Origin of the sequence: Prevotella sp. HUN102 (genome assembly GCF_000688375.1) — a bacterium.
Classification (GTDB): domain Bacteria; phylum Bacteroidota; class Bacteroidia; order Bacteroidales; family Bacteroidaceae; genus Prevotella.
This window is the reverse complement of record NZ_JIAF01000001.1, coordinates 112,823-139,063: the sequence shown is the minus strand read 5'-3', so window position 1 is coordinate 139,063 and position 26,241 is coordinate 112,823. Positions and strand designations below refer to the sequence as shown.

Sequence of the window (26,241 nt, the reverse complement as noted above, 5' to 3'; positions counted from 1 at the left end):
CAGAACAATTTATACTATGCATATAGCTATCGCAGGAAATATCGGAGCCGGCAAGACAACACTTACCACAATGCTCGCAAAAAGATATGGTTGGAAGGCACACTTCGAACCAGTAGACAACAATCCATACCTCGCTGACTACTATGAGGATATGAACCGTTGGGCTTTCAACCTTCAGATTTACTTTCTCAACAAGCGTTTCCGTGATGTTGTAGAGATTTCCCGTTCGTCGGACACCGTCATTCAGGACCGCACCATCTTTGAAGATGCCCGCATCTTCGCCCCCAATCTCCACGATATGGGCTTGATGAGCGACCGCGATTTCGACAACTACACTCATCTTTTCGACCTGATGCTCAGTCTTGTAAAGCTCCCCGACCTGATGATTTACATTAAGGCGAGCGTTCCCCACCTCATTGAGCATATCCAGATGCGTGGCAGGGAATATGAACAGACGATGCGAATAGACTATCTCCGCGGTCTGAACGAACGCTACGAGGAATGGATAAAGGGCTATCAGGGACACCTGATGATTGTAGACGGCGACAACACCGACTTTGCCAACAATCCACAGGACTTCCAGAGAATTACGGATATGATCGACGACCGCCTCTTCGGACTGTTCCCGATGGAATAAAAACACGTCTTCGCTCCCCTGCTCCACTCTCGTTTTCACGTAGGGAAAGGGCACAACAAGGCAGTTGGCGAATATGCGATGCGAAACTTTTTCGACATTATTCATCATAATATTCGTTTATTTAAACATTTCGGCATACTCTTTGCAAATCAATTAATATGGAAAAAGTTAAAACCCTTATTATCGGTAGTGGTCCAGCGGGCTACACCGCAGCAATATACGCAAGTCGCTCAAACTTGAGCCCAATACTCTATCGTGGCATTCAGCCCGGTGGACAATTGACAACAACTACCATCATCGAGAATTTTCCCGGTTTCAAGGACGGAATCGATGCCAATCAACTGATGATGGAAATGCACCAGCAGGCAGTTAATGTAGGTGCAGACGTTCGCGACGGTGCCATTGTCAAGGCCGATCTCAGCAAGCGTCCTTTCATTTGCGAGGATGAGCGCGGCAATGTCATCGAAGCCAATACGGTAATTATTGCAACCGGTGCGAGTGCAAAGTATCTCGGACTGGCAGACGAAGAGAAATATCGCGGACAAGGTGTCAGTGCCTGTGCCACTTGCGACGGTTTCTTCTATCGCAAGCGCACCGTTGCCGTAGTGGGTGGCGGCGATACTGCCTGCGAAGAGGCGATGTATCTCTCCGGATTGGCAAAGAAAGTCTATATGATTGTCCGCAAACCATACCTGCGTGCTGCCGAGATTATGCAGAAACGTGTGATGGAACAGGAGAACATTGAGATACTTTTCAATACAAATACGCTCGGCTTGTTCGGCGAAAACGGCGTGGAGGGCGCACATCTTGTAAGACACAAGGGCGAGGAGAACGAAGAAAACTACGACATTGCAATCGATGGTTTCTTCCTTGCAATCGGCCATACTCCCAATACCGACCTCTTCCGTGGCCAGTTGGAACTCGATGCACAAGGCTTCATTGCCACCAAAGGCTTCTCTACGGCAACGAGCATAGAGGGAGTTTATGCTGCCGGCGACGTGGCTGACCCAACTTATCGTCAGGGCGTTATCGCAGCAGCTACCGGTTCTATGGCTGCCATCGAAGCCGAAAGATTCTTACAGGAAAAGGGCGAAAAGTAAGTGAAGATACAGAAAATACATCCTTTTTATAATTAAAGGAAACCTAAAACCATAAAACAGATTGCATTCCAGTTTTGGATTTGCAATCTGTTTTTGTTTTGGCGTACACCATCAAACCATTACAAAAAATGGTGCAATACTATCATTGCCATAAAATCTGCAAGTAACTGATAATCAATATACAAACTTTGCATTTTCAAACGTGCAAAGAATGGCGGATAATTTTCGCAAGAATACAACGCATTTGTCCGAAGAATAGAACACATTCTTCGGTTAATTGCAAATCCTTCTTTTTTTGCCTGTAATGACAGCCACTTTGCTGCATCAATGATGCGCCCTCTCTATAATTAAACTAAAAACACAAGGAAATAAAAGCAGTCGGAAAGGAACGTAATTTTATCAAACGAAGATTATTTATTCAAGATAATTGAAAATTCATTTTGCAGTTCAATATTTATTACTATCTTTGCAAACGTAATAGGTTCATTAAATTGATTGAAAGGGAACTGGGTGGAAATCCCAGACAGTCCGGCTGCTGTGAGTTATCCTTGTAGACATAAACGGAAACCACTGAACGGAAGTTCGGGAAGGGTTTATGGTCAGGAAACAAAGTCAGAAGACCTGCCATTACATTCTGCTTCGAAGTAGTCTCTCGGGTTAGACGAAGAAGAGAAAAACAACGCGTTGGAAAATAAAAGACACTCTGAACTCTGATGGAATACGAAGGTGTAATGCCTTTGTATAAGGCTTTGGGGAATGGTGTGTCCTGATATTTATGATTAATCAATTATTTCACATTAACAAATATTATGAAACAAAAGTACTTTTTAGTATCGTTGTCTCTTGCCTTGGCTACATTCGTATCTACGCCTGTATGGGCGCAGACAGAATCTGTGGTTAAACTTGAAAAAGGCAACAAAACTGTAACAGTGGGTGACGCTGCCGTTCAGTTTTACGATGATGGAGGCAAGGAAGGCAACATCACAAAGGATCTTGAAGGATCAGTAACCTTCAAACCCGAAGATTCGAGTAAGAAAATTATGATAGACTTCACAAAGATGTCTATCGCAAACGGATCATTATATGGTCAGACCGTTTATGTATATAATGGTTCTACGACCGATGCAGCCAATCTGTTGGCAACTTTCAACAAGCAGGAAATAGGTAAGGTAAGATCTTCTGCTGCTGATGGTGCATTGACTGTTAAGCTAAAGAACAATGCTTATATGGAAGGAGCAGGTTGGGAAGCTACCGTTACCCAGTTTGCCCCACAGCCAATGAAGTATGCTGGTATCGACATTGCACAATTCTCTACCGGTACTGTGTGCGCCGGCGACAAGAGTCAGGCTATCCTGTCATTCAATATCAAGACAGAAGAGCTGTCTCCGGTTCTTACCACGAAGAAATTCCGCTTCAATACGAACGGAACACAAGCACAAGTTACCCACGCTACATTATATTATACAAAGGCTTCCAATGCTTTTGCTACTACTAAGAAAATCGGAGAAGTTGATGTTACTGGGAACGAATTTGAGATTACCACAACAGAAGCATTAGAACTTTTTGAAGGCAACAACTATTTCTGGTTGGCTTACGACATCAATGAAAAGGCTCTCGACGGTCAGAAAATTGATGCCGCCCTCACAAACTTTACATTGAGCGATGGAGACCACGCAGTAGGTGCTGAGGGAAATCCTGCGGGCGACCGAACGGTGGAGAATATCGTTTATGTTCAGACTGGAAAAATTGAAAAGAAAGTAAATGGTTCACTCGTTTACAAGACTAAAAGTGGCTATGGCAGTAGCCACGAAGGCTTCGATGAAGATCGTATCATTACTTTTGTGCCTATGCACAATGGTAAAATCATACAGATTGACTTCTCTAAATTCAACCTTTACTATTCTCAGTATAGTGGATATGGTGTAAAAGCCATATTTGAAATTTATAGTGGTAAGGATACTAAAGGCGAAAAACTTTGGGAAGTAGACTCCAAGACTGCTGCTGAAAACGGTCCGGGGAAAACCATTCGCTCAAAATCTGCCGACGGAGCTATCACTATTCGATTCAATGCTAAGAGCACAACATCCTACTATCTTGGCAAAGGTATAGAAGCAACCGTAAGCGAATACGAGTCAAAGCCGATGGCTGTCAAGGAAGTTACGGCTAATCAAACTTCAACGGATATCATTGCTGCCAGCGACAAGAACCAAGATATTATCAGTTTCAATGTGAAGACAGAAGGAGATAAGGACGCATTGAAACTGAATGGTGTTGCTATTGATTTGAAAGAATCCAAGCAGAGTATCGAGAAGATAACTATCTTCGGAACTGGCAGCAAGGACGAAGTTCCGGGAAAATCTGCCACAGCAATTGCTACTATCACAGATTTCGGAACAGATAATACTGTAAATGCAACATTCACGACACCGGTCGATCTCACAGAGGGCGACAACTGGTTCCGTGTACGCTACGATATTAAAGACAATGCAGAGGCTGAAAAGAAAATTGACGCTGCTGTTGCATCCGTAATTATTAATGGTACAAGTCAGCCTGTAGCCACAGCCGACCCTGAAGGCGAACGTATTATCAAGAACATTTTCAATCTGAAGAACGGCGAGAATGGTACAAAGATAATTCCAGAGAATGGAACTTTGATGTTCTATGATGACGGTGGCGAAAAGAATAAGGCATCTATCAATTTCAATGGAACAGTAACTTTCGCTCCTGAAAAACCGGGTTATGGAATCAAACTTACCGTGAAGGACTGGAAGATGGTGTATGGCAATAACTTCAACGTCTCTTATGGTGGCGAAGCAAAAGCAACGCCTGATGCAAAATTTGGATATTACGATAAGCTGGAAAGCATCATAACAAAATCACAGGACGGAAAACTTACCGTAAACTTTACTACTGGCAGAACCTCGGGCGATGGCTTTGCTATTGAAGTAAGTTCAATTCCTCTTACTGCCATTGCAGTAAAGTCAGTAAAGACCGTAGCAGTTGCTAAGGACGAAGTGCTCAAGGGACAAACAAATCTCCCAATGATGCGCATCGATGTAGAGGCAGAGGGCGACTATGGAACGCTTGACGTTACCAAGTTCGTCGTTAATGCCGACCAGAACAGCATCATTACTCGTGCGAAAGTCTATGCAACAGATACTGTTTCTACATTCGCAACAGCAAATCTCATAGGCGAAGCTACGGCTAATCCATACGAAATCAATGGTACTTACACCATTGCAGACCGTGGTGTGTACAAGTTCTGGGTAGCTTACGACCTTTCTACTGCCGCTAATCTCGGCGATAAGGCTTCAGCTGCATTGACCAACGTAACCATCGGTGGCGTTGAATCAAGCCCTGAAGCAGCAGTTACAGCTACTACTACTATCAAGGAAGGCATTAAGGGTACTATCAGCGTAGGTGCAGACGAAAAATACAAGACTATCCAGTCTGCTATCGATGCGCTGAATGATGGTATCGAAGGTCCTGTTACCATCAGCATTAAGCCGGGTATATATAAGGAACACGTAAACGTTCCTGAGATTCCGGGTATGTCTGAAAACAACACTTTGACGATCGAATCATCTACCGGCAAACCGTCAGATGTTAAGATTTACAACGACCGCTATGCAGATTCAGGCTATTCTGAGGACAAGATGGCGCGTGAATATGGTGTATTTACATTTGATGGTGCCGACTATGTTACACTTCGTGGCGTAGAGGTTACAACAGACAAGATTAATTATCCTTCTGTTGTTCATCTTCGCAATGTAAGTCAGCACGTTACGGTTGATAACTGCTATATCCACGCTCCTATCACAACCAATAATCAGCAAGACGTAAACCTTGTTTATATGTACTCTATCAACAAGGCAAACTGCAACAATGATTATTTCACATTGAAAAATTCTGTGCTTGATGGTGGTTATATCGGTGTGAAACTTGGTGGTACATCTAATGTAAACCTGCCAAAGGAAACAGGTGCTCAAGTTCTTAACAATATTATCCGAAACAACGGTACTAAGGGTATCTATTTGATGAAGGAGGATAACGCTAAGATTATTGGCAATACACTTGAAAATACAACAACGACAAAGGGTAATTTCCTTGCTGCTGACATTCAGAGTGAGACAACTATGCAGATTGAAAACAATAAATTCATTCTTAATATCACTCCTAATACCACAGCATTGTCCATTCGTTCCATCAATGCAACTGCTGATAAGCCTGCAACGATTGTAAATAATTCTTTTGTACTCAATACAAAAGATAACAGTTCTGCTGCTATCAAGATTTCTAGCCCATCCTCAAATATCAATATTGCTCACAACACAGTGCGTGTAATAGGTAAAACCACTGCTCCTGCACTATGGTTTAATGACAATATGGAGAATGTCTCTGTTACTCAAAACATCTTCCAGAATGAGGCAGGCGGCTATGTTTATCGTTTCTACAAGACTGAAAATATCGCTACGATAAAATACAGCAAGAATAATGTATATACTACCGGATCTGTATTTGCCTACGACAAGAATAACATTGCCAAATTTGCAGATTGGACTACAAAGTCTAACGAAGCAGACAGCTACAACGAAACCGTTGAGTTCCTCGATGAAAAGATTCTTGAACCAAAGAACGAAGGCAATCTTTTGAAGACAGTAGCACTCGCTTACGTTGCCAAAGACATCAACGGTACTGTGCGCAATGCCAGCACTCCTACTATGGGTGCTTACGAATACAACGCATCTACTGCCGCTCCTGTTATGGCTGCTGACTATCCTTCTGTTACAAACATCACAGACAGCACAGCAAACGTAAATGTAAAGGCAGATATGAATGCTAAGGCTTACATCGTTGTAAAGAAGAAGGGCGAAGTTGCTCCTACCAAGGAAGAAGTAATTGCTGCAAACAACGTAGTAATCATAAGCAAGGACGAAAAGGGCACATACAATGCAACAGGATTGACCAAAGATGAAACCTACGTTGCTTATGCTGTTCTCGTAAGCCTTCGCGATGCACAGGGCGAAGTTGTTGCAAGCAAGGAGTTCAAGGCTACATCTTCTCCTGCTCCGATTGAACTGAAGGCACCGAAGGTTGTTGCCGACGACAACATCATTGAGGCTGGTTCTGCTGCCAACCTCACAGCAACCATCACAGAAGGCCAGGCTCCTTACACAGTCAAGTGGATTAATGGCAAGCACGAGGAGGTTGCTACTGACGTAGTTCCTACTGAAAACGACGATTATATCATCCTCGTTACTGATGCAAATGGTATGACAGCTACTGACACCTGTCGCGTTTATGTAACTGGCAATGCCGTAACTGCAACATTTGAAAACCTCTATCTCGACAATGAAAGCCATTGGAGTGGTCCGAACAAGTATGGCTCATTTGTTAGTGGTTCATACGAATTCGACAACGGAAATATGCCAGAGTGGAACTATTGGTACAACTTCGGCTATTCAAATGAAACTTCAACCAAATATAAAGGTCTTGCAGATCAGTTCCATAGTGCAGTTGGTGCAGGTGTAGACGGTTCTGAGAACTATGCCGTAGCTTATCCACAGGGTGGAAAAATCACGGTATTCAACAAGGAAGACGGCGACTCTATCCGTGGTTTCTACATCACAAACACAGCTTGGGTAGTAGACGCTGTTAAGAATGGAGACAATATGTCTACCGTTGAAGGTGGATTCCAAAAGGGCGATTACTACAAGCTCACCATAACCGGAAAGGCTAAGGACGGCACGAAGAAGAACGTTGAATACTATCTTGCTGACTACCGTTCAGATAAGGAAGCTGACCGCTATGTACTCGAATCTTGGCAGTGGGTTGATCTCCGTACACTCGGTGCAGTTCAGGAAATCAGCTTCAAGCTCGAAGGCACAAAGAAGAACAATTTTGGTCTTACAACACCTACTTACTTCTGTATGGACAACTTCAACGGCACACGCAAGATTACCGATGCTGCTTCGCAAGAAGTGTCTGACACTATCAACATCGCAGGCTTGTTCACGCCAGATGGCTCTAACGCTACTATCAAGTACGAGTTAGCTGACAGCGTAGACAGCAGTCTTGCTACGAGCGTTGAGGTTACGAAAGACGGCAAGCTCGTTGTCAAAGGCACTTCAAACAAGAACTTCTCTGTAATCGTGAAGATGACACAGGCTGGTAAGATTCAGTTCGTTCGCATCCCTGTAAACTTCACTCCGACAGGCATTACAAGCGTAGGCGAAGATGCAGACAACGGTGCTATCCGCATAGAAAACGGTCATATAATCGTGAATGCAGGTGCCAATGCAAGCGTTCAGGTATATACCACAACCGGTGTACTTGTTGCAAATGCTAAGGGCAATGCTCGTTTGGACGTTGCACAAGGTCTTTACATCGTAAAGGTAACTGCCAACGGCAAGAGCTTCAGCAAGAATGTTATCATTCAATAATTCATTGCGATAAATCAATAATTCGGATTCTTTAATTCATAGCATATATGTAGAGCCGTGTATCGGGAGCTTAGTCTCTGATGCACGGCTTATTTTATTGCCAATGAACAAAACACAACTTGAACTGAGAGAAATCTAGACGCCTGAAGACTTGCTTACCTGTATATTTTCTCTCTTATTCAATAAATACATAAACATCTGATAATCTGAAGATTAAAAGACGGTTTCCAAACGTGCGAAGATTGCAATCCATTCTTGCGAAGAATGCAATGCAAATGTGCGAAGATTGTTTGGCATTCTTCGCAAAAATGCAAATCACTTCCGTCAAGGTTGAATACAGGCTAATGAAAACAGACCTGAAACGATAAGAGAAAACAAAACACGCACCTCGAACCCGAGGTGCGTGTTGCTTATAAGGAGATGCCGTTGTCTTTACTTTAACTGGTCCTTGAATGCAAGGATTGCATTCAGGGCTATCTGCTCTGCTTCCTGAATTGAGCAATGCAGTTTGCCGCCCGATGCATCGGCGTGTCCTCCCCCATTGAAAAACTGCACGGCCATCGGCTGACAATGGAAGCCGTTTCCCGAACGGAGGCTCACAAGGACGAGGTTGGGCTTTTCGGTATCTTCGCGAAGAGAAATGCTCAATTTCAACCCCTTTATCTGCTGCGGAATGTTTACCACGCCTTCCAAATCGCCCTTGATGAACTTAAATTGCCTCATCTCTTCCTTCGTAACTGCGAAGTAAGCTGCGTGAAGTTCCTCCACGATATTCAGCTTGTTGCAGATAATGTGTCCCCGAAACTTGATGGCATTGCTCGAATAATTATGGTAAACGCGATTATAGATGTTATCCTTGTCTATCCGTTTGCTCAAAAGCTGACTGACGATGAAATAGATTTCAGGGCGCGTGGAATTATAAGTGAAGCCGCCTGTATCGGTCATCATTCCGCAATAGATGCACTGTGCGCAAGCTTTTGTCATATCCTCATAGCCGCCCATCTGCCATATAAGGCTGAATAGAAGTTCACTGGTACTGGAAAGTTTTGGAAACGACAGCGTGAGTTCGTTGTTCGTGTCCGGCTCCAAGTGATGGTCTATCAAGAGCCGCTTAGCCTTGCAGCTCTCCAGCACGGTGCACATATCATCGACACGCGTTATCTGGTTGAAATCCAGGCAGCAAACCAAGTCGGCATTATCGAAAATCTGCTGTACCAAAGCCGGTCGCTTGTCGTATCTCACAATCTCCTGAGTGCCCGGCATCCATTGCAGAAAATCGGGAAATGCGTCAGGAAGACACACTTTCACGTCGGTTTTTCCCAGTTGCTGCAAATAGGCTTTCCAAGCGAGCGAAGAACCCACGGCATCGCCGTCCGGTGATTTGTGTGCACAGATTACGATGTGCTCTGATTCGGCAATGAGCGAACGGAGTTTCTCGAGTTGTTGTTCATCTAATAGATTTATATTCATCGTATGTTATTTTTAAAGTAGGCTAACAAGCTGCATCTGTGTGCCAACATAAAAATTGCAACTGTTTTTTCATTCAAAAACTCTTATGGCTTTCCGTCGGGAAGAATAACTGCCTGAAGCATAACTATTTCTCCGACAATGAGGCGGTCAGGCACTATAAAAAACAACTTGCAAGCAAGCATTCAAGACTGAAAACGTATCCGAGTGGCTGAACGACAGCCCTTCGTATAACGGCAATCGGCCTTGAACACCTGTTTGAAAACCTCATTGAAAACAGCCACGCACTGGCAAAGACCGAACGTGGCTGCACGTTATGTACTTAGAAGAGCTTGTTTGGATAAACACCCTCTTCCACTAACTGCTGAATGCGAGCCACAACGCCGTCGCGATCCTCGGGATAGGTAACTCCGAACCAAGTGCTCGTTGTGTCAAGCACCTTTACAGTAGCCGTTCCATCGTTGATCAATTTATTGACCATCATTGGAATAAAGAACTCTGATTTCTTGTTTTCCATATTCTTCGGATCGGCAAGGAAACTCTTGAAACAGTCTTCGCTATATTCGAAATAGTCGGGAGTGAAACCCCATACGTTCATTGAAACAGGCGTGTTGTCGTCTACCGATACCCAAGCGTCGTTGTCGTCCACGCACTGCACCTGTCCGCCACGGCGTTCAATCTTTGTGCGCTCCACAACGGTGGTAAGATTCCCTGCATCGTCGGTAGAACAAATACCACGAGAGACGGTTCCGTTCTCGCTCAAAGTGTTTCCCACACGGAAGCCAACCATTGCGTAATCATTCTTTGCGCCTTCAGGAAGATTTGCAAGATACTTGCCGATTACCATAAAGCAGTCGCGATTGTAGAAGTCGTCGCAGTTGATTACACAGAATGGCTCGTTGATAACGTCCTTTGCCATCAGCACGGCGTGGTTCGTTCCCCAAGGCTTTTCACGACCTTCGGGTACTGAAAATCCTTCAGGAAGCGCATCGACACCCTGAAAAACAAGTTCAACCGGTACGTGTCCTTCATACTTAGAGAGCACCTGATTGCGAAACTGCTGTTCAAAGTCCTTGCGAATAACGAAAACTATCTTTCCGAATCCTGCCTGAATAGCGTCGTAAATAGAATAGTCCATAATGGTCTCGCCGTTAGGACCCAGACCGTCGAGCTGCTTGAGACCTCCGTAACGGCTTCCCATACCCGCAGCAAGCAATAGCAATGTTGGCTTCATATCTTATATTTTTTATGTTTATAGTGTTTCAACTGATTGCAAAGGTAATAAAACTATTCTAAAAGTGAGCACAATGCAAATGTATTTTGAACAACAAAAAACAATATCGCCACCAAGCCTGAACACTTGGTGGCGATAATTAATAGCTCATTTGTCAGCTCGCAAACTTGTAAAACTCGTCCATTTGTCCACTTGTAAACTTGTAACTTCGTTCACTCGTAAACTCGTCCACTTGTAGACTTGTCTCCTTGTAACCTCGTTACCTCGTCTACCGAAGTCCGTTTATATCTTGTCGAACTCCAGATGGAAGTTGGCAACAGCCTCGATACCCTTCCAGAGAATGTCCACAGGGATATTCTCGTTTGGAGAGTGAATGGCGTTTGATTCCAGACCGAAGCCCATCAGCACGGTCTTTACGCCGAGAATCTGCTCGAATGTGGCAATGATTGGAATACTTCCACCACGGCGAACTGCCAGAGGACGCTTGCCGAACACCTTCTCGAAGCCCTTTTCGGCAGCCTTGTATGCCGGAAGGTCTATCGGACAAACATAGCCCTGGCCTCCGTGCAGCGATTCTATCTTCACCTTCACGGTCTTTGGTGCCACCTTGTTGAAATAATCTACCACCAACTGTCCGATTTTCTCGTGGTCCTGATGTGGAACGAGTCGGCAAGAGAGCTTGGCAAAAGCCTTTGAAGGAATCACGGTCTTTGCGCCTTCGCCCTGATAGCCACCCCAAATGCCGCACACGTCGAAGCAAGGACGGAATCCGTTGCGTTCGATTGTGCTGTAACCCTTTTCGCCAAACAGTTCCTCAACGTCCAAAGCTTTCTTGTAGGCAGCCTCGTCGAACGGAATTTCGGCCACCATCTTGCGCTCCTCAGCCGGCACGTCCTCAACATCGTCATAGAATCCCGGGAACATTACCTTGCCGTCCTCGTTCGTACAGTCTGAAATCATCTTGCAAAGCACATTGATAGGATTGGCTACTGCACCGCCGAAATGTCCTGAGTGCAGGTCGTGATTAGGACCCGTAACCTCGATCTGCCAATAAGCCAAGCCACGCAAGCCCGTAGTGAGCGAAGGAAGGTCCTTTGCCAGCATACTGGTGTCCGATACCAGAATCACGTCGCTCTTCAGCAGTTCCTTGTTCTCTGTGCAGAATGCGCTCAAACTCGGCGAGCCTATTTCCTCTTCGCCCTCAAGAATGAACTTGATGTTGTGCTTCAGCAAATCGTTCTTCACGATATACTCAAAAGCCTTCGCCTGAATGAACGACTGTCCCTTATCGTCGTCAGCACCACGCGCCCAGATATGTCCGTCGCGCACCTCCGGTTCAAACGGTTCACTCTTCCAAAGTTCGAACGGTTCAGCCGGCATCACGTCGTAATGACCATAGATGAGAACCGTTTTAGCGTTCGGATCCACTATTTTTTCGCCATATACCACCGGATTTCCCTTTGTCGGCATTATCTCCGCTTTGTCTACGCCTGCCATCAACAGCAGTTCCTTCCATCTTTCAGCACAGCGGATCATATCCTGACCGTGCTTTTCCGGTTGCGCGCTGACACTCGGAATGCGAATCAGGCTGAAAAGCTCTTCCAGCATTCGGTCTTGATTTTCCTTTATATACTCTTTAATCATAATGTTGGGTTTAAAGGTTAAAAACTTAATGGTGCAAACTTACACAAAATTACCCTAAACTGCAAATGAAATATGCTAAATCAGATATACCCAAATCTTAAAAATGATTATAAACACCTGAGTTTTGGAGAGGAGGACAAGGAACGAGATGGATGAATGGATGAGAGTAACAATTCACACGTGAACAAAGTATTCAGTTCCAATTCCTATCATTCCGGAATTATAATCCTTTGCCATTTCATCATATACGAGATAATATTTTAACAAAATCATATATCTGTTCACTCGTATTTCCAAATTCAAACTATTATGAAAATAAACACGATTTGTAAGTAACCGAAAAATGCGCTGCAATCTTCGCATATTTGCAGCGCATTTTTGCGAAGAATGGAACTCATTCTTCGCACGTTTGGAAACTATAAGTTTAATAATTGATTTTCAGCAACTTACAAAAATAAAACAATGATATTTTTGCGTAGTTATGAATTGGGGACTAATTAAGACAACTGACTAAGTTCGGGATAGCTATCGGACTTAGAAGAACAAGGCTGCAAGTGAACAAGTTTACAAGTATATGGGCACATTTATCCAAAAGAAAAAGGAGTTAATAAGACGGAAACAGCGAAATCAAAGAAAATCTATTTGCCAATAGGTTTCCTTGTATGCTTTTGTTTTCTTATCCCTAATTCGGATAAAAACAACCAGTCAATCAGATTGCTTTCCGAAACCTTGCAGATATCCTCTGCACAAAGCAAGAATATTGCGCAGTCTGAACCGGATTGATTACATTACCAGCGCAGCACTCCAAATCAAAATTGCATAACGGGCAATCTTGCCTAATGAAACACTGATTAAACTGATGAGCATATTGGCACGGATGAGACCTAACACTATGGTAATGGCACTGCCCAAAAGAGGAAGAAAGGCAAAGATGCCCATCCAAGCACCGCGACCTGCCATAAAGCGTTGGGCTTTGCCCAATGATGATTTCTTTACGTGGAGATACTTTTCTATCCATTCGAGATTGCCCATTCTGCCAACCCAATAGTTGAACATTGAGCCAAATATATTGCCAATGCTGCCATAAACCACGAGCGTTATAGGGTCGAGACCTGTTGCAAGCAGGCCCAACATCACGGCTTCGCTGCTGAAAGGAATGAAACTTCCTGCCAGAAATGCCGCTATGAGCATACCCCAATAGCCGTAATCTATAAGAAATTGGATAATAACGTCCATAGATTGAAAAGCAAGAGCGCAAGCGTGATGAACACGAGCGACTTGAACGTGAAATCAGAAAGTTTAGAATGAGTAAGCGCAAAGAAGTGTCCGATGAGCGGCGAGGTGGAAACCACGATGATACTCAACAGGGTATCAAAGTGTTGTGGCTGCAGGCAAATGAAGATGATGGCTGCCGTGTTCACAGTAATAAAGAAACCGTAGAGCAAACGTGTGCGAATGCTGTCGCTTCGTTTCTGAAGAATGCAGTGAATGGTTCCGATGGCTGCACAAAGGAGCACCAAAGCAAAAGAAAGAATCTGATTGAGCGACAAATTCTGGTAATCCAATAATGAACCAAAATTTGCTATTTCCGTGAAATGGTTTGCCAATTCAGCTATGTTGTTGGTTGCCAAACAGTAGCCGACGAAAAAGAAGTAAGGAAATATAAGCCCGAAAAGGGAGGAGACAAAGCTCTTCGGCGACATTGCCAAGAGGTTTGTTGCAATGAGAATCCACAGGAGCGGAACAAAGAAAAGCGTCTGTATCCACACAATACTGCTGAGTCCCAGACAGAGGAAAGCATAGAAAATCCATCCCTGCGAACGTGTGTCCTGATAACAACGAAACGCACAAGTGTAGAACCCTACCGAACACAAGACTACGATTGCCGAACGAATGGACGTGAACTGAAAGGTGGCCATCGTGGTTAAGACGAGGAAGGTGCACGAAACCATTCGACTGTAAATGCGAATGAGTGCGTTGGCATTGTTCAACTCCAGCATCAGGTAGGTGGAGAACAGCAAACAAATCATTGGAGGTATGGCTGAATGGTCGAAGAATGAAACCAATATCCATACCGAAATTGCCACCGGCGCAACAAAAGCGAGCAACCATCGGCTTTCTGATATTCTGTTTTGTAGTCGTTTTCTTTGCATAATATTCAGCCCTAAGTTTGCTTTTCATAATTTGAAAAGCAAACCAGATGGGCTTTATAGAGTTAGGAGATATATCAGAATCCTGACAGAAACACTGTCTGTCTACAAGTCCTGACCAATATCTCTTCTGAAATATTTATCCTTATAAACAATCTTCTCGGCTTCGGTAAAACTCTTGCGAAGAGCCTCTTCCTTGTCCTTGCCGTAGGAAGACACAGCAATGACACGTCCTCCGTTGGTAACAATTTCGCCGTCCTTCATCGCCGTGCCGCTATGGAACACAACAGAGCCTTCCACATCGTTGATACTTGTGATAGGATAACCCTTTGCGTAAGATTCAGGATAGCCGCCGCTGACAAGCATTACGCAGACTGCCGCACGTTCGTCAAATTCAATCTGACGCTTGTCAAGGTCGCAGTTTGCCACCCCTTCAAAGAGATCTACTATGTCGCTCTTCAGCCTCAGCATCACGCTCTCCGTTTCAGGGTCGCCCATACGGCAATTATATTCTATTACCATTGGCTCTCCGTCCACGTTGATAAGCCCGAAGAAGATAAACCCCTTGTAATCAATGTTTTCCTTTGCCAGCCCTTCTACGGTTGGGCGAATGATTTTCCGGTCTACTTTCTGCATCCATTCCTTGGTAGCAAATGGAACCGGACTCACGCTGCCCATACCACCGGTGTTCAAACCCGTGTCGTGCTCGCCGATGCGCTTGTAGTCTTTTGCTTCGGGAAGTATCTTGTAGTTCTTACCGTCGGTCAATACGAACACGGAGCATTCTATACCACTGAGAAACTCCTCGACAACGACCTTTGCCGATGCGTTGCCGAACATTCCACCGAGCATTTCCCTGAACTCCTTCTTGGCCTCATCGAGCGTAGGAAGGATAAGAACGCCCTTGCCTGCACAAAGACCGTCGGCCTTCAATACGTAGGGTGCCTGCAATGTTTCGAGAAATTTCAATCCCTCCTCAATCATTGTGCCATCGAAAGTGCCATACGCAGCCGTCGGAATATTATGACGCTGCATAAAAGCCTTTGCAAAGTCCTTGCTACCTTCGAGCACTGCACCTGCCTTTGACGGACCGATGACAGGAACGTTTGCCGTGCGTGCATCGTTCTTGAAAGTATCGTAGATACCGTTTACCAATGGATCTTCCGGTCCGACAACGACCATATCAATCTTATTCTCGGCCGTGAAATCCTTGAGTTTGTCGAACTCGTTCACACCGACGGCTACGTTCTCGCCGCAGTTTGCCGTGCCTGCATTTCCGGGAGCGATGAACAGTTTCTCACACTTGCTGCTCTGGGCTATCTTCCAAGCCAAGGCGTGCTCGCGGCCGCCACTTCCTAAGAGTAGTATTTTCATCTTATAGTCTTACCAGTTCCCCTCCCGAAGGAGGGGTTTCCACTCGGAATACTGTTTTTGCTGATTATATAATTAATGAGTATTGATGGATTTTAATATGCCACCTTGATATTTTCAGTAAGCATTCTCCATTCCGATTTTGAGGAAATCTTAATGGAGAGGCTTCAGATAATCCTCAAAATACTGCGTGATTCTCTCGTGCAAGTGTACGCTCTGATGGCCACGCATATTATGAGGTTCGCCCGGATAGACAAAGAAGTCGGGCTGTGTGCCTACTCCGATGCAAGCCTTGAGGAACGAATAGCAATGCTGTGGCAACACAACGGGGTCGTTCAAACCTGTGATTATCTGAAGTTTTCCCTTCAAATCCTTTGCTTTTGCAAGCAATGAGGTCTTTGCATAGCCTTCAGGATTTGTCTGTGGTGTGTCCATATAGCGTTCGCCATACATTGCTTCATACCATTTCCAGTCAATAACAGGACCACCTGCCACGCCAACCTTGAAAATATCAGGATAGTTTGTCATTAAAGAGATGGTCATAAAACCACCGAACGACCAGCCGTGAACCCCGATTCTGTCCTGATCGACATAAGGCAGCGACATCAGATAGTTTACACCTGTGATTTGGTCTCGCATTTCTACCTGACCTAACTGACGGAATGTAGCCTGTTCAAAGGCTTTTCCACGATTCTCACTACCACGGTTGTCGAGAATGAAAAGCAAATAGCCCTTCTGCGCCATATAGGTTTCCCAAGCACGTGAACCGTAATGCCAACTGGCATCAACATTGTATGCGTGAGGACCACCATATACATATACGACAGTCGGGTACTTCTTGTTTGGATCAAAGCCGATTGGCTTTACCATTCGATAGTACAAATCAGTAGTTCCGTCGTCTGCTTTCAATGTTCCACTTGTATATTCAGGTACATTATAGCCTTCCCAAGGGTTCGAAGCCGTGAGCCAGTTATAGCGTGATGGCTTAGCCGACACATTGATAAAGTCTATCTTCTTTGGAACATCCGGTTCGGAGTAGTTATCTATCAGGTTCTTGCCGCCATTGCTCAGTACGGCGTGATGATATCCCTTGCCATTATCAAGCAAAATGCGCTTTCCTGTTGCGACATTCACGCTCCAAGTGTTGCGCTGAATCGGCGAACATTCGTTGGAAGCATAGATGATGCTCTTCTGCTTTTCATTGAATCCGAGCACTTCCATCACTACCCAGTTTCCGTTTGTAAGCTGCTTTATCATCTTTCCGTCCTTATTATATAGGTAAAGATGATTGTAACCGTCCTTCTGGCTCTGCATAATGAACTGGTCGTTGTTCCAAGGCAAGAACATAATCGGATGCGATGGCTCAACGTATTTGCTGTCGGTTTCACGATACAATTCGGCTATTTTCTTACCCGTTACGGCATCATAGGAAACCAATCGGCAATCGTTTTGGTCGCGATTCAGCTCAAACATATAAACAGTCTTGTTGTCGGGACTCCACGCAATGTTGGTAAAATAACGGTCAGTGGGGTCGCCTGCCTCAAGATATACTGTCTTTTGAGTGCTCAAATCATAAACACCTACGGTTACTTTATGCGATGTTTCGCCCGCCATAGGATATTTAACAGGCTCAGGTGTTGCCATACGCGACTCTCCTGCTTTCGGACTCCAATCAACTTCCTGTACGGTCATCAAAGGAAAGTCTGTAACCATGCTCTGATCCATTCTGTAAAATGCGAGACGCTCGCCCGAAGGACTCCAATACAAGCCGCCATTGATGCCAAATTCATCGCGATGAACGCTCTGACCATACACGATACTGCGTGAACCGTCGGTTGAAAGCTGTTTTACATTTCCCTTTGCATCAGACACATACAACTGATCGTTGGAAACATAGGCAGTTGCGCCCGAAGTTTGATTCCACTCTCTCGCCTGTGCTCCTTGGATTCTGTTCCAACGTTTTTCAAGTTTCTTCGTCTTGAAATTTACAAGCAGGTTTTCCTTGCCATTCATTAAGAGTACCAAAGGCTTGTCAGCATAAGGAAAGCGTGCATTGTAAAGATGTCGAACCTGCTCTTCTGACGCTGTGAGACCTGCCCAAGTATTCACATCAGAAAGTTTAAAGAGCTTTTCCTCCCTGCCGTTTGTTGTGTTCACTCTGGCACAATAGTCTTGTTCCAACCGAACAAGCTCGTCGCCCCACCACGCAGTATAGCGCGATTCCGGCCGCATATTGTGATAATTAGTGCCACCATAATTCAGATCTTCTAAGGTAAATGATTTCTGTGCCATAGTCTTTGTAGGACCAGCAAGCCCCATCAGGCCTGCCAGACCCACAAGGGCGATTAAAGTTTTAGTCTTCATCTGTGTAATTATTTTTTCTACGGAACTTTCCGTCTCGTTCTCCCTTGTCGAATCGCTTTCCTCCTGACTTACGGTCGCCGAACTTCTTGCCTCCCCTGAAGTCGCGTCCATCACGCTCGTCTCGGTCGTCGCGCCTTCCACGACGCTCTCCGTCGAACCTCTGCTTACGGTCGCCCGTATAGTTCTTGCGATCAAAGCTATGGAAAGTAAATGAACGAATGTCTCCCTCTTCGTTTTCCTCAGTCTCCTCAATACGCTTCTTGAACTCACGGTTCTTCTTGAAGCGATGCTTCTGAGCCATTTCCTTTATCTCTTCTTCGGTCTTCACGATGCCGCCTTCTGCACGGAAATCATTCAACTTGCCGTCGAACATCTGATAACGACGGAACTCGCATTCCAAAGAACCATTATAAACAGGAATCTTGATGCTGGGCTTCAAACCGATTTCACGGAAACACTCCTCACGATAAGAAAGCACCCAAGCCTCGTTTCCCTTGAACTGATGCTTCAACCGTTCGCCGATCATCTTGTACGTGCCGAGAAGGTTTGGCGTGGAAATGCGCTCGCCATACGGAGGATTCATCACGATGATGCTCTTTTCCTCCGGTTGCGTGAAATCCTTGAAATCCTTGTTCTCAATGGTAATGATACGAGAGAAACCTGCCGCTGCAACGTTTCTGCGAGCAGTATTGACAGACTTCATTTCGATGTCGTAACCATAGATATGATGCGTGAACTCTCGTTCGGCAGAATCGTCATTATAGATTGAATCGAAGAGTTCCTGATCAAAGTCAGGCCACTTTTCAAATGCGAACTCCTTACGGAACACACCCGGCGAGATATTGCGCGCAATCAGCGCAGCCTCAATCGGCAGCGTACCTGAACCACACATAGGATCGATAAAGTCCGTTTCGCCCCTCCAACCCGTCATAAGAATCATACCGGCCGCCAACACTTCATTCAATGGTGCCTCCACACTTTCCTGACGATAGCCACGACGATGCAGCGATTCGCCGCTCGAATCGAGCGACAAAGTTGCATTGTCTTCGGCAACATGGATGTTCAGACGGATGTCGGGATTGCTGACAGAGATATTCGGACGGTCGCCGGTCTTTTCGCGGAACTGGTCCACGATGGCATCCTTTACCTTGTAAGTTACAAAGCGAGAGTTGGTAAATTCCTCAGAATAAACCACTGAATCCACAGAGAAAGTCTTTCCTTTCTGGATATACTTGCTCCAATCAAGTTTCTTTACCTCCTCGTACATATCTTCCGCGCTCTTGGCTTTGAAGTGCGCAATAGGTTTCAGCACTCGGATAGCAGTGTGCAACTGGAAGTTAGCGCGGTACATCATTTCCTTGTTACCGGTAAACGACACCATACGGCGACCAATCTGTACGTTGTTAGCACCCAGTTGGGTGAGCTCCTGTGCCAAGACCTGCTCAAGTCCCATAAAGGTCTTGGCGATGAGTTCAAATTCTTCCATCAATTTTTTCAATTAAACAGTCTCACGCTGCGTGCGTTATCACATCCGTGAGAAGTTTTAGTTTATTATAGTTTTTATTAATTCCTTCTTCTACAATAGGCAACAACAAGCATTTATGCCTTCGGGAAGACACCTAAATCCCTTCTCCTTCATCAAACCTGACATCCAGCCTATCTTCCTTGTTCTGCCTATACTTCTTCGTTCTCGGTTCCATATCGTGCGTTACCCACACATTGGCACCAACGACGCAATCCTCTCCAATCGTAATTCGCCCGAGAATGGTGGCATTGGCGTACACCACCACTCCATCTTTCAAAATCGGATGGCGCGCAATGCCCTTTATCGGCTTGCCGTCCTTGTCCAGCGGGAAACTCTTTGCGCCGAGCGTTACGCCCTGATAGAGTTTCACGTGATTGCCTATGACGCAGGTTGCACCCACCACCACGCCCGTTCCGTGGTCAATCGTGAAGTGCGTGCCGATGGTTGCACGTGGATGAATGTCGATACCGGTTTCAGAATGCGCCAGTTCGGTCATCATTCTCGGAATCAGCGGCACATCCTCCAGATAGAGTTCGTGCGCAATCCGATAGTTGGTCAATGCCTTGATTACCGGATAACAGGAAATCACTTCTCCTTCGTTCTTTGCGGCCGGATCGCCCTCGAAGGCTGCCTGAACGTCGGTTGAGAGCATCTGCCGGATAGCGGGGAACTTTGCAATCACCCTCTGCGCTATCATTTCAGCCTCTTCCCGCATACATTTCCGTATGTCCTCAATGTGCGCACAATGGCAGTCTTCATTAAAACAAAGCCCTGCAAGCACCTGACGCGTGAGCAACTTGTGCAATCGCTCCACGTTTACCCCTATCTGATATTTTGTGGTCTGTATATTTACGAACGAGTTTCCATAGAATCCCGGAAAAAGAACAGCCCTTGAAAGTTCTATAATCTCCTCCAACTCCTTTCCGGAAGGGAGTGGGTCGCCATCGTAGTGCTCGTGGAAGAGCCCCTGCAAAGCCTTTGGGTCTGAAAGCTCATCCACGGTATTGATGAGTTGCTGAGTGATGTCCTGTCTACTCATTGATTGTTTCAAAATGTAATTACTCTGCAAAGATAATCAATTCTATCAGTTTATACAATGATTATCGGGGAAAAATTGTAAACTTATCTCCTCCTCCATTTGTTCCCTTGTCCCTTGTCCACTTGTTCTCTCCTCTACTCGTCTCCTTGTTCTCTTGCATCCTTGTTTCCTTATCCCTCTCGTTCCCTTACTCCCCCCACCCATCATCACAATAAACTATGCTATTATATTGTGTAATAAAAGAAAAATGCTTACTTTTGCATCATTAATTGATGATTATGAAACAATCTCTCTCTCTCGTCGTTCTATTGGGAATGCTTACCGTGGGAATCTGCTCTTGCAAAAAGGAACAGAAGGAAACCAAAGATATCATTACCAAGATTGCACCGAAGCCCAAAGCTCCGTCAGGACCTCAGCAGATGTCAAACCACAACTACAAAAAGTCCATAGAATGGCTCGGCAATAATTACACCGTTACCATCAGCAGATATGCCGATAAGAGCTTGGCAATGGCTACGGATGGCGAAAAACAGTATTACGACAACAAGGTTGATGTAAAAATAATTCGTGAGGATGGCAGCGTATTCTTTAAAAAGACATTTACGAAGAGCGATTTCAAGGAATATACCGACAACCAATACGGACGTAACGGCGCACTCATAGGTTTTATGTATGACACCGTGGAAGGAAACTACGTGAAGTTCGGTGCCAGCGTTGGCTCTCCCGACCCAAACAGCGATGAGTTTATCCCTATTGATGTGTCTATCAGTAATCTCGGTGCGGTAAATATCTCGAGTTCCATTCAGGTAGACACAAACACAGACGAGCAGAAACCGAAGAAGACGGAATTGGAAATGGCCGAAGAAGACGGAATGTGATGAGGGGACGAGGAGACGAGTTTACGAGTGAACAAGGAGACAAGTTTACAAGAGGACAAGTGGACGAGTAGATTTGCTACGCATTTTCCATCCCCATCTTATTATCCTACCCTCTTTCTGTGCATACCGAAAGTAATATACTTGTAAACTTGTCCACTCGTAACCTCGTCTACTTGTCTCCTTGTTCACTCGTAAACTCGTCCACTTATCTAAAAATGACGAACCACGTATCAGACACGTGATTCGTCATTTTTTTTATATATTCAGCACAACCAAATAAATATATTATGGTGTGTTTCTGAACTTATTTAGTGATTATTCAATCACAACCGTGGTCCAATTATGCTTATCCTCAACAGTTCCGTACTGGATTCCACGCAGCGTTTCGTAGAGCTTTGTAGACCAAGGACCCGGCTTTTCGCCGAAAGTATAGCTCTTGTTCTCCTCAAGGTCGTCGAGACGGGAGATTGGAGAGATAACGGCAGCCGTACCACAAGCACCTGCCTCCTCGAATGTTGCCAGTTCCTCTTCAGGAATCGGGCGACGCTCCACCTTCATACCGAGATCTTCGGCAATCTGCATCAAGCTCTTGTTCGTGATAGACGGAAGGATAGAGGTGGATGCCGGTGTTACGTAGGTATCGTTCTTGATACCGAAGAAGTTGGCAGCACCACACTCATCAACATACTTCTTTTCGCGGCAATCCAAGTAGAACTCCGAAGCATAGCCCTTCTCGTGTGCAATCTGATTGGCACGGAGAGAGGCAGCATAGTTTCCACCCACCTTGTAAGTACCTGTTCCGAGAGGAGCGGCACGGTCGAAGTCGCGCATAATAACGTAAGGATTGGTAGAGAAACCACCCTTGAAGTAAGGACCTACCGGTGTAGCGAAAATCATAAACATATATTCCTTTGCTGGATGAACGCCCACCTGAGCCGAAGTACCGATCAGCAAAGGACGGAGGTATAATGTAGCCCCACTCTCGTAGGTAGGAATGTATTCCTGATTCAGGCGAACCACCTTCTTTGCCATTTCAACAAAAAGCTCTGTCGGCACTTCCGGCATCACGATACCGCGGCAAGTATTCTGCAAGCGGGCTGCATTCTCCTCGGGACGGAACAAGCGCACCTTGCCGTCAGGGCAGCGATAGGCCTTGAGCCCCTCGAAAGCCTCCTGTCCGTAATGCAGGCAAGTAGCCGCCATGTGCAATTTCACATATTCATCGGAACATACCTCGATTTCGCCCCACTTGCCGTCACGATAATAACAGCGTACATTGTAATCTGTTGGCAAATAGCCAAAGGAAAGGTTAGCCCAGTCTAAATTTTTCATAATGTATTACTTCTAAAGATTATTTTAAGTCCAATTTCTGCAAATATACAAAGATAAATTGTAAATGGCAACAAAATCCGAAAAAAATATTAGAAACTGGAAACACTTCCTTTATTCCGTTTCCAATAGTTTCTTTATTTCCTCGTCCGTATGTTTCAGTTTATCCTTGCACAACTTGATGAGCTGCTGCGCCTTTTTCAGTTCCCCGGCCATAGAGTCCACGTCCAAATCGCCGTTCTCCATCTTCATCACGATAGCCTCAAGCTGCTTCACAGCCTCTTCATATTTTATCTGTTTCATATCTTTCAAGCCTTTCTTTTCCTTTTATTAATGATATTTTCCGTTACGGCAGATTTTATGATGCCGTTCTCAACCATTGTTGTGAGCTCGTCGCCTACGGAGAGTTCTTTCAAATCCTTCACGGCACGCCCGTTATGATAGGTTATACTGTATCCCAATCGCAGCAGTCTCTTCGGATCAACCGACTCCACACGCTGCGCAAGAAGTTCCATCCTGTGCTTCTCTGCCGTAAGTTTTCTATCTGCGAGCGGCAGCAATCTGTTTGAAATCATTTCCAGTCTGAGCCGCTTCTCCGACAAAGCCTCCGAAATCCGTTGCGAAAGACGCACAAACCGTGCGTCGAGCATACCCTCCTGACGTGTCTTCATCATAGAGAACTGCATCGTTATGCCCGTCGAGAGTCGCTGAAGCCTCATCTTTTCCATCTGCATTCTGTTCTGCACATAACGGAAAACAGACGTCTGTGCGTCTTCAATCATACCCAAAGTGTTGGCGAGATTGTTCACAAGAAAGGCTGCGGCGGCCGTCGGAGTCTTCACACGTGTGTTTGAAATCATATCCAGTATGCTCTCATCCCGCTCGTGTCCGATGCCGGTGATAATCGGCAGAGGGAAGTTTGCCACGTTTTCGGCCAGCAGCAGCGTGTCGAACCCGCTCAAATCTGCCGTCGCACCACCTCCGCGGATAATGACAACGCAGTCGAATGCGTCTTCTTCTGCATTGATGGCGTCCAAAGCCGAGATGATGCTCTGCTCCACCTGCTCGCCCTGCATCGTGGCGGGGAAAAGCTCTATGGAGAAGGCGAATCCGTATTCATTGTCCGAGAGCTGATTGCAGAAGTCACCATAGCCTGCCGCCGAAGCCGAGGAAATGACGGCAATGCGCTGCGCGAACATCGGCACTTTCAGTTCTTTCTGAAGGCCGAACACGCCTTCATCCTTCAGTTGTCTGATGATTTCCTGACGCTTGCGCGCCATATCTCCCATTGTGTACTCCGGATTGATGTCGTCCACAATCCACGAGAAACCGAACTGTGGGTGGAACTGGGCGTGAACCTGCACCATCAGTTGCAGTCCGGCACGCACTTGCAGCCCTGCCACACGTTCAAAGTGAGGCCCTATAAGGCTCCACGCCGACCTCCAGCACTTAGCCGAGGCACGTGCGATGGGCGTATTCGTTCCTTCCTCCTTCTGAATCAGTTCCAGATAGAGGTGTCCGTTGCGCTCACGGGCTTCCGAAACCTCGGCCTCAACCCAATAGGAGCGCGACATCGTGGTGTGGATAACCTCGCTTACAATGGAGTTAAGTTCGTATAATGACAGTGCGTGCATATATTAAATAGGTGCTATTGTGTCCCGGCATTGTCGAAATCGGGGATTCCGTAGCCGAAAATATTATCGGGCGTATGGTATCTGTCTGCCGACTTTCTTACTGTCTCTATGATTTCCAAAGCCGTTTTCCCGGGCATACTCTGCCAAAGGCAAGCCACCATACCTGCCACTATCGGACAGGCAAACGACGTTCCGTTTTCTCTGGAGAGATAGCCGCGGCCGGAAACCACGCTCGACGGACATCCGTATGCCATCACGTCGGGCTTCACACGCCCATCGGCAGTAGGTCCGACCGAACTGAAGCCTGCATTGATGCTGTCGGGCGAAATAGCCCCCACGGTAATAATGTCGTGAGCATCGGCCGGCACATTGATTTTCTTCCACGGACGCACGCCGTCGTTGCCCGCACTGTTCACGTGTACGATTCCCTTACGAGCCAGCATAGACGCCGTTCTCGAAATGAGTGCCGTCTTTCCGTCCTGATCGGCATATTTATAGCTCGTAGCCCCATCGTCGAATTCGTGATAGCCGAGCGAAGAACTGATAACGTCCACGCCCACGGAATCGGCAAACTCCACGGCAGCCGCCCAATAATCCTCTTCGGCCGAACTCTCAAAATTGTGTTCCTCGCATCTGAGCAGCCAATAGTCGGCATCGGGTGCCGTACCCACGAATACTCCCGGACGGTTCATAGCCATCGTGGAAAGCGTTTTCGTGCCGTGATCCATTTCCTTGTAAATATCCTCGCCCCCATCAGGCACAAAATTCCTCGTGCCTATGATGCTGAGATTTCCGAATGCCGGAATTTTGTCTACATTCATAAAACCAGCATCGAGCACGGCGATGGTCACTCCCTTACCCGTGAATCCCCGTTCGTGCAGCCTCCGTCCGTTCACGGCTTCAATCTGTTTCTGCCCCACTCCGTAGTAGTCGTGCAGGGTTGTATCGGTAAGTGCCAGCTGTTCTTGGTATTCCACGCGCCGGGACTGACGGTAAGCTCCGGCGTCTATCCCAAACACCTTTTTCATAGAGGCTACGAAGGGCAGCGACGAGAGCGTTTCAATCTTCTTCATATCTCTGCCGCGCACCAGAACGGTGTTGTTCCATTTGCTCTTCGCCACTATGTCTACACCCTTTGCCTCGATGCGCTCAATGTATTTCGGCGAAACGGGCAAGTCGGTAGAATCTATCGGAAGCTGCTGCTTTCGCCTTCTCTCAATGGCTTTCCACGAGAGAAATCGCTCGGGAGCGGTCAGCGTGTAGGGCGTGCCGTGCTTGTCGGTCAGCGTGAGACGATACATATATACCATTTCATCGTTTTGAGCCATTGCCATATTGGCAAAGAAAGAAAGCCAAAACGCCAGCAATATCTTTAAATCCATTCTATTCATAGTTGCAAAGATAATAAGAATATTCAGCATTCTCT

17 protein-coding genes and 1 riboswitch are annotated in these 26,241 nt (G+C 45.9%); of the genes, 4 read left to right on the top strand and 13 right to left on the bottom strand.

The genetic code is table 11. The features are described from left to right. Positions 1-16 precede the first annotated feature (16 nt). The 3 genes from P150_RS0100640 to P150_RS0100630 all read left to right on the top strand — a co-directional run bounded on the left by P150_RS0100640 (position 17) and on the right by P150_RS0100630 (position 8,180). Positions 17-637: a deoxynucleoside kinase gene (locus tag P150_RS0100640; RefSeq protein WP_028896033.1), complete on the top strand. Its 621-nt coding sequence runs from the start codon at positions 17-19 to the stop codon at positions 635-637. A 158-nt stretch (positions 638-795) separates the two neighbouring features. Next, complete coding sequence (trxB, locus tag P150_RS0100635; RefSeq protein ID WP_028896032.1) at positions 796-1,737, top strand: thioredoxin-disulfide reductase; 942 nt, start codon at positions 796-798, stop codon at positions 1,735-1,737. 462 nt (positions 1,738-2,199) lie between these two features. Further along, positions 2,200-2,381, top strand: a riboswitch (cobalamin riboswitch). A 165-nt stretch (positions 2,382-2,546) separates the two neighbouring features. After that, positions 2,547-8,180 carry a DUF4465 domain-containing protein gene (locus P150_RS0100630; RefSeq protein ID WP_028896031.1) on the top strand — a complete coding sequence of 1,878 codons (5,634 nt, stop codon included), beginning with the start codon at positions 2,547-2,549 and terminating at the stop codon, positions 8,178-8,180. Positions 8,181-8,612: 432 nt separating this feature from the next. Here P150_RS0100630 and P150_RS0100620 read toward each other — a convergent pair whose 3' ends face one another. The 9 genes from P150_RS0100620 to P150_RS0100570 all read right to left on the bottom strand — a co-directional run bounded on the left by P150_RS0100620 (position 8,613) and on the right by P150_RS0100570 (position 20,974). Continuing rightward, positions 8,613-9,650 (bottom strand): bifunctional oligoribonuclease/PAP phosphatase NrnA, encoded by a 1,038-nt coding sequence (locus P150_RS0100620; protein WP_028896030.1) that lies wholly within the window; start codon positions 9,648-9,650, stop codon positions 8,613-8,615. A gap of 319 nt (positions 9,651-9,969) precedes the next feature. Further along, on the bottom strand, positions 9,970-10,881 hold the full coding sequence (locus tag P150_RS0100610) for a sugar phosphate nucleotidyltransferase (RefSeq protein ID WP_028896029.1): 912 nt from the start codon (positions 10,879-10,881) through the stop codon (positions 9,970-9,972). Positions 10,882-11,163: 282 nt separating this feature from the next. Continuing rightward, positions 11,164-12,525, bottom strand: a complete 1,362-nt coding sequence (locus tag P150_RS0100605; RefSeq protein WP_028896028.1) for a dipeptidase — start codon at positions 12,523-12,525, stop codon at positions 11,164-11,166. Between the two features lie 783 nt (positions 12,526-13,308). Continuing rightward, complete coding sequence (locus P150_RS0100595) at positions 13,309-13,761, bottom strand: YqaA family protein (RefSeq protein WP_028896027.1); 453 nt, start codon at positions 13,759-13,761, stop codon at positions 13,309-13,311. After that, positions 13,734-14,678 carry a hypothetical protein gene (locus tag P150_RS0100590; RefSeq protein WP_028896026.1) on the bottom strand — a complete coding sequence of 315 codons (945 nt, stop codon included), beginning with the start codon at positions 14,676-14,678 and terminating at the stop codon, positions 13,734-13,736. Before P150_RS0100590 ends, P150_RS0100595 begins: the two co-directional genes overlap by 28 nt. A 102-nt stretch (positions 14,679-14,780) precedes the next feature. After that, positions 14,781-16,049 carry a phosphoribosylamine--glycine ligase gene (gene purD / locus P150_RS0100585; RefSeq protein ID WP_028896025.1) on the bottom strand — a complete coding sequence of 423 codons (1,269 nt, stop codon included), beginning with the start codon at positions 16,047-16,049 and terminating at the stop codon, positions 14,781-14,783. Positions 16,050-16,199: 150 nt separating this feature from the next. After that, entirely contained in the window at positions 16,200-18,410 is a 2,211-nt protein-coding gene (locus tag P150_RS0100580) for a S9 family peptidase (protein WP_028896024.1), read from the bottom strand. Next, on the bottom strand, positions 18,400-19,896 hold the full coding sequence (locus P150_RS0100575; protein ID WP_028896023.1) for a class I SAM-dependent RNA methyltransferase: 1,497 nt from the start codon (positions 19,894-19,896) through the stop codon (positions 18,400-18,402). Before P150_RS0100575 ends, P150_RS0100580 begins: the two co-directional genes overlap by 11 nt. A 133-nt stretch (positions 19,897-20,029) precedes the next feature. Then, on the bottom strand, positions 20,030-20,974 hold the full coding sequence (locus tag P150_RS0100570; RefSeq protein ID WP_028896022.1) for a serine O-acetyltransferase: 945 nt from the start codon (positions 20,972-20,974) through the stop codon (positions 20,030-20,032). Between the two features lie 278 nt (positions 20,975-21,252). Here P150_RS0100570 and P150_RS0100565 point away from each other — a divergent pair, with 278 nt between their 5' ends. Beyond that, a complete protein-coding gene (locus P150_RS0100565) occupies positions 21,253-21,852 on the top strand; it encodes a DUF4738 domain-containing protein (protein WP_028896021.1) in 600 nt (199 codons plus the stop codon). A gap of 315 nt (positions 21,853-22,167) precedes the next feature. On the opposite strand, the gene P150_RS0100560 is transcribed toward P150_RS0100565, so the two are convergent. The 4 genes from P150_RS0100560 to P150_RS0100545 form a co-directional block, all read right to left on the bottom strand. Continuing rightward, positions 22,168-23,184, bottom strand: a complete 1,017-nt coding sequence (locus tag P150_RS0100560) for a branched-chain amino acid aminotransferase (RefSeq protein ID WP_028896020.1) — start codon at positions 23,182-23,184, stop codon at positions 22,168-22,170. 111 nt (positions 23,185-23,295) lie between these two features. Then, complete coding sequence (gene xseB, locus P150_RS0100555; RefSeq protein ID WP_028896019.1) at positions 23,296-23,484, bottom strand: exodeoxyribonuclease VII small subunit; 189 nt, start codon at positions 23,482-23,484, stop codon at positions 23,296-23,298. A 5-nt stretch (positions 23,485-23,489) separates the two neighbouring features. Beyond that, the gene (gene xseA, locus P150_RS0100550; RefSeq protein WP_028896018.1) at positions 23,490-24,815 is read right to left on the bottom strand and encodes an exodeoxyribonuclease VII large subunit; all 1,326 of its coding nucleotides are present in this window, start codon (positions 24,813-24,815) and stop codon (positions 23,490-23,492) included. Positions 24,816-24,829: 14 nt separating this feature from the next. Beyond that, a complete protein-coding gene (locus P150_RS0100545; protein WP_028896017.1) occupies positions 24,830-26,206 on the bottom strand; it encodes a S8 family serine peptidase in 1,377 nt (458 codons plus the stop codon). Positions 26,207-26,241 lie beyond the last annotated feature (35 nt).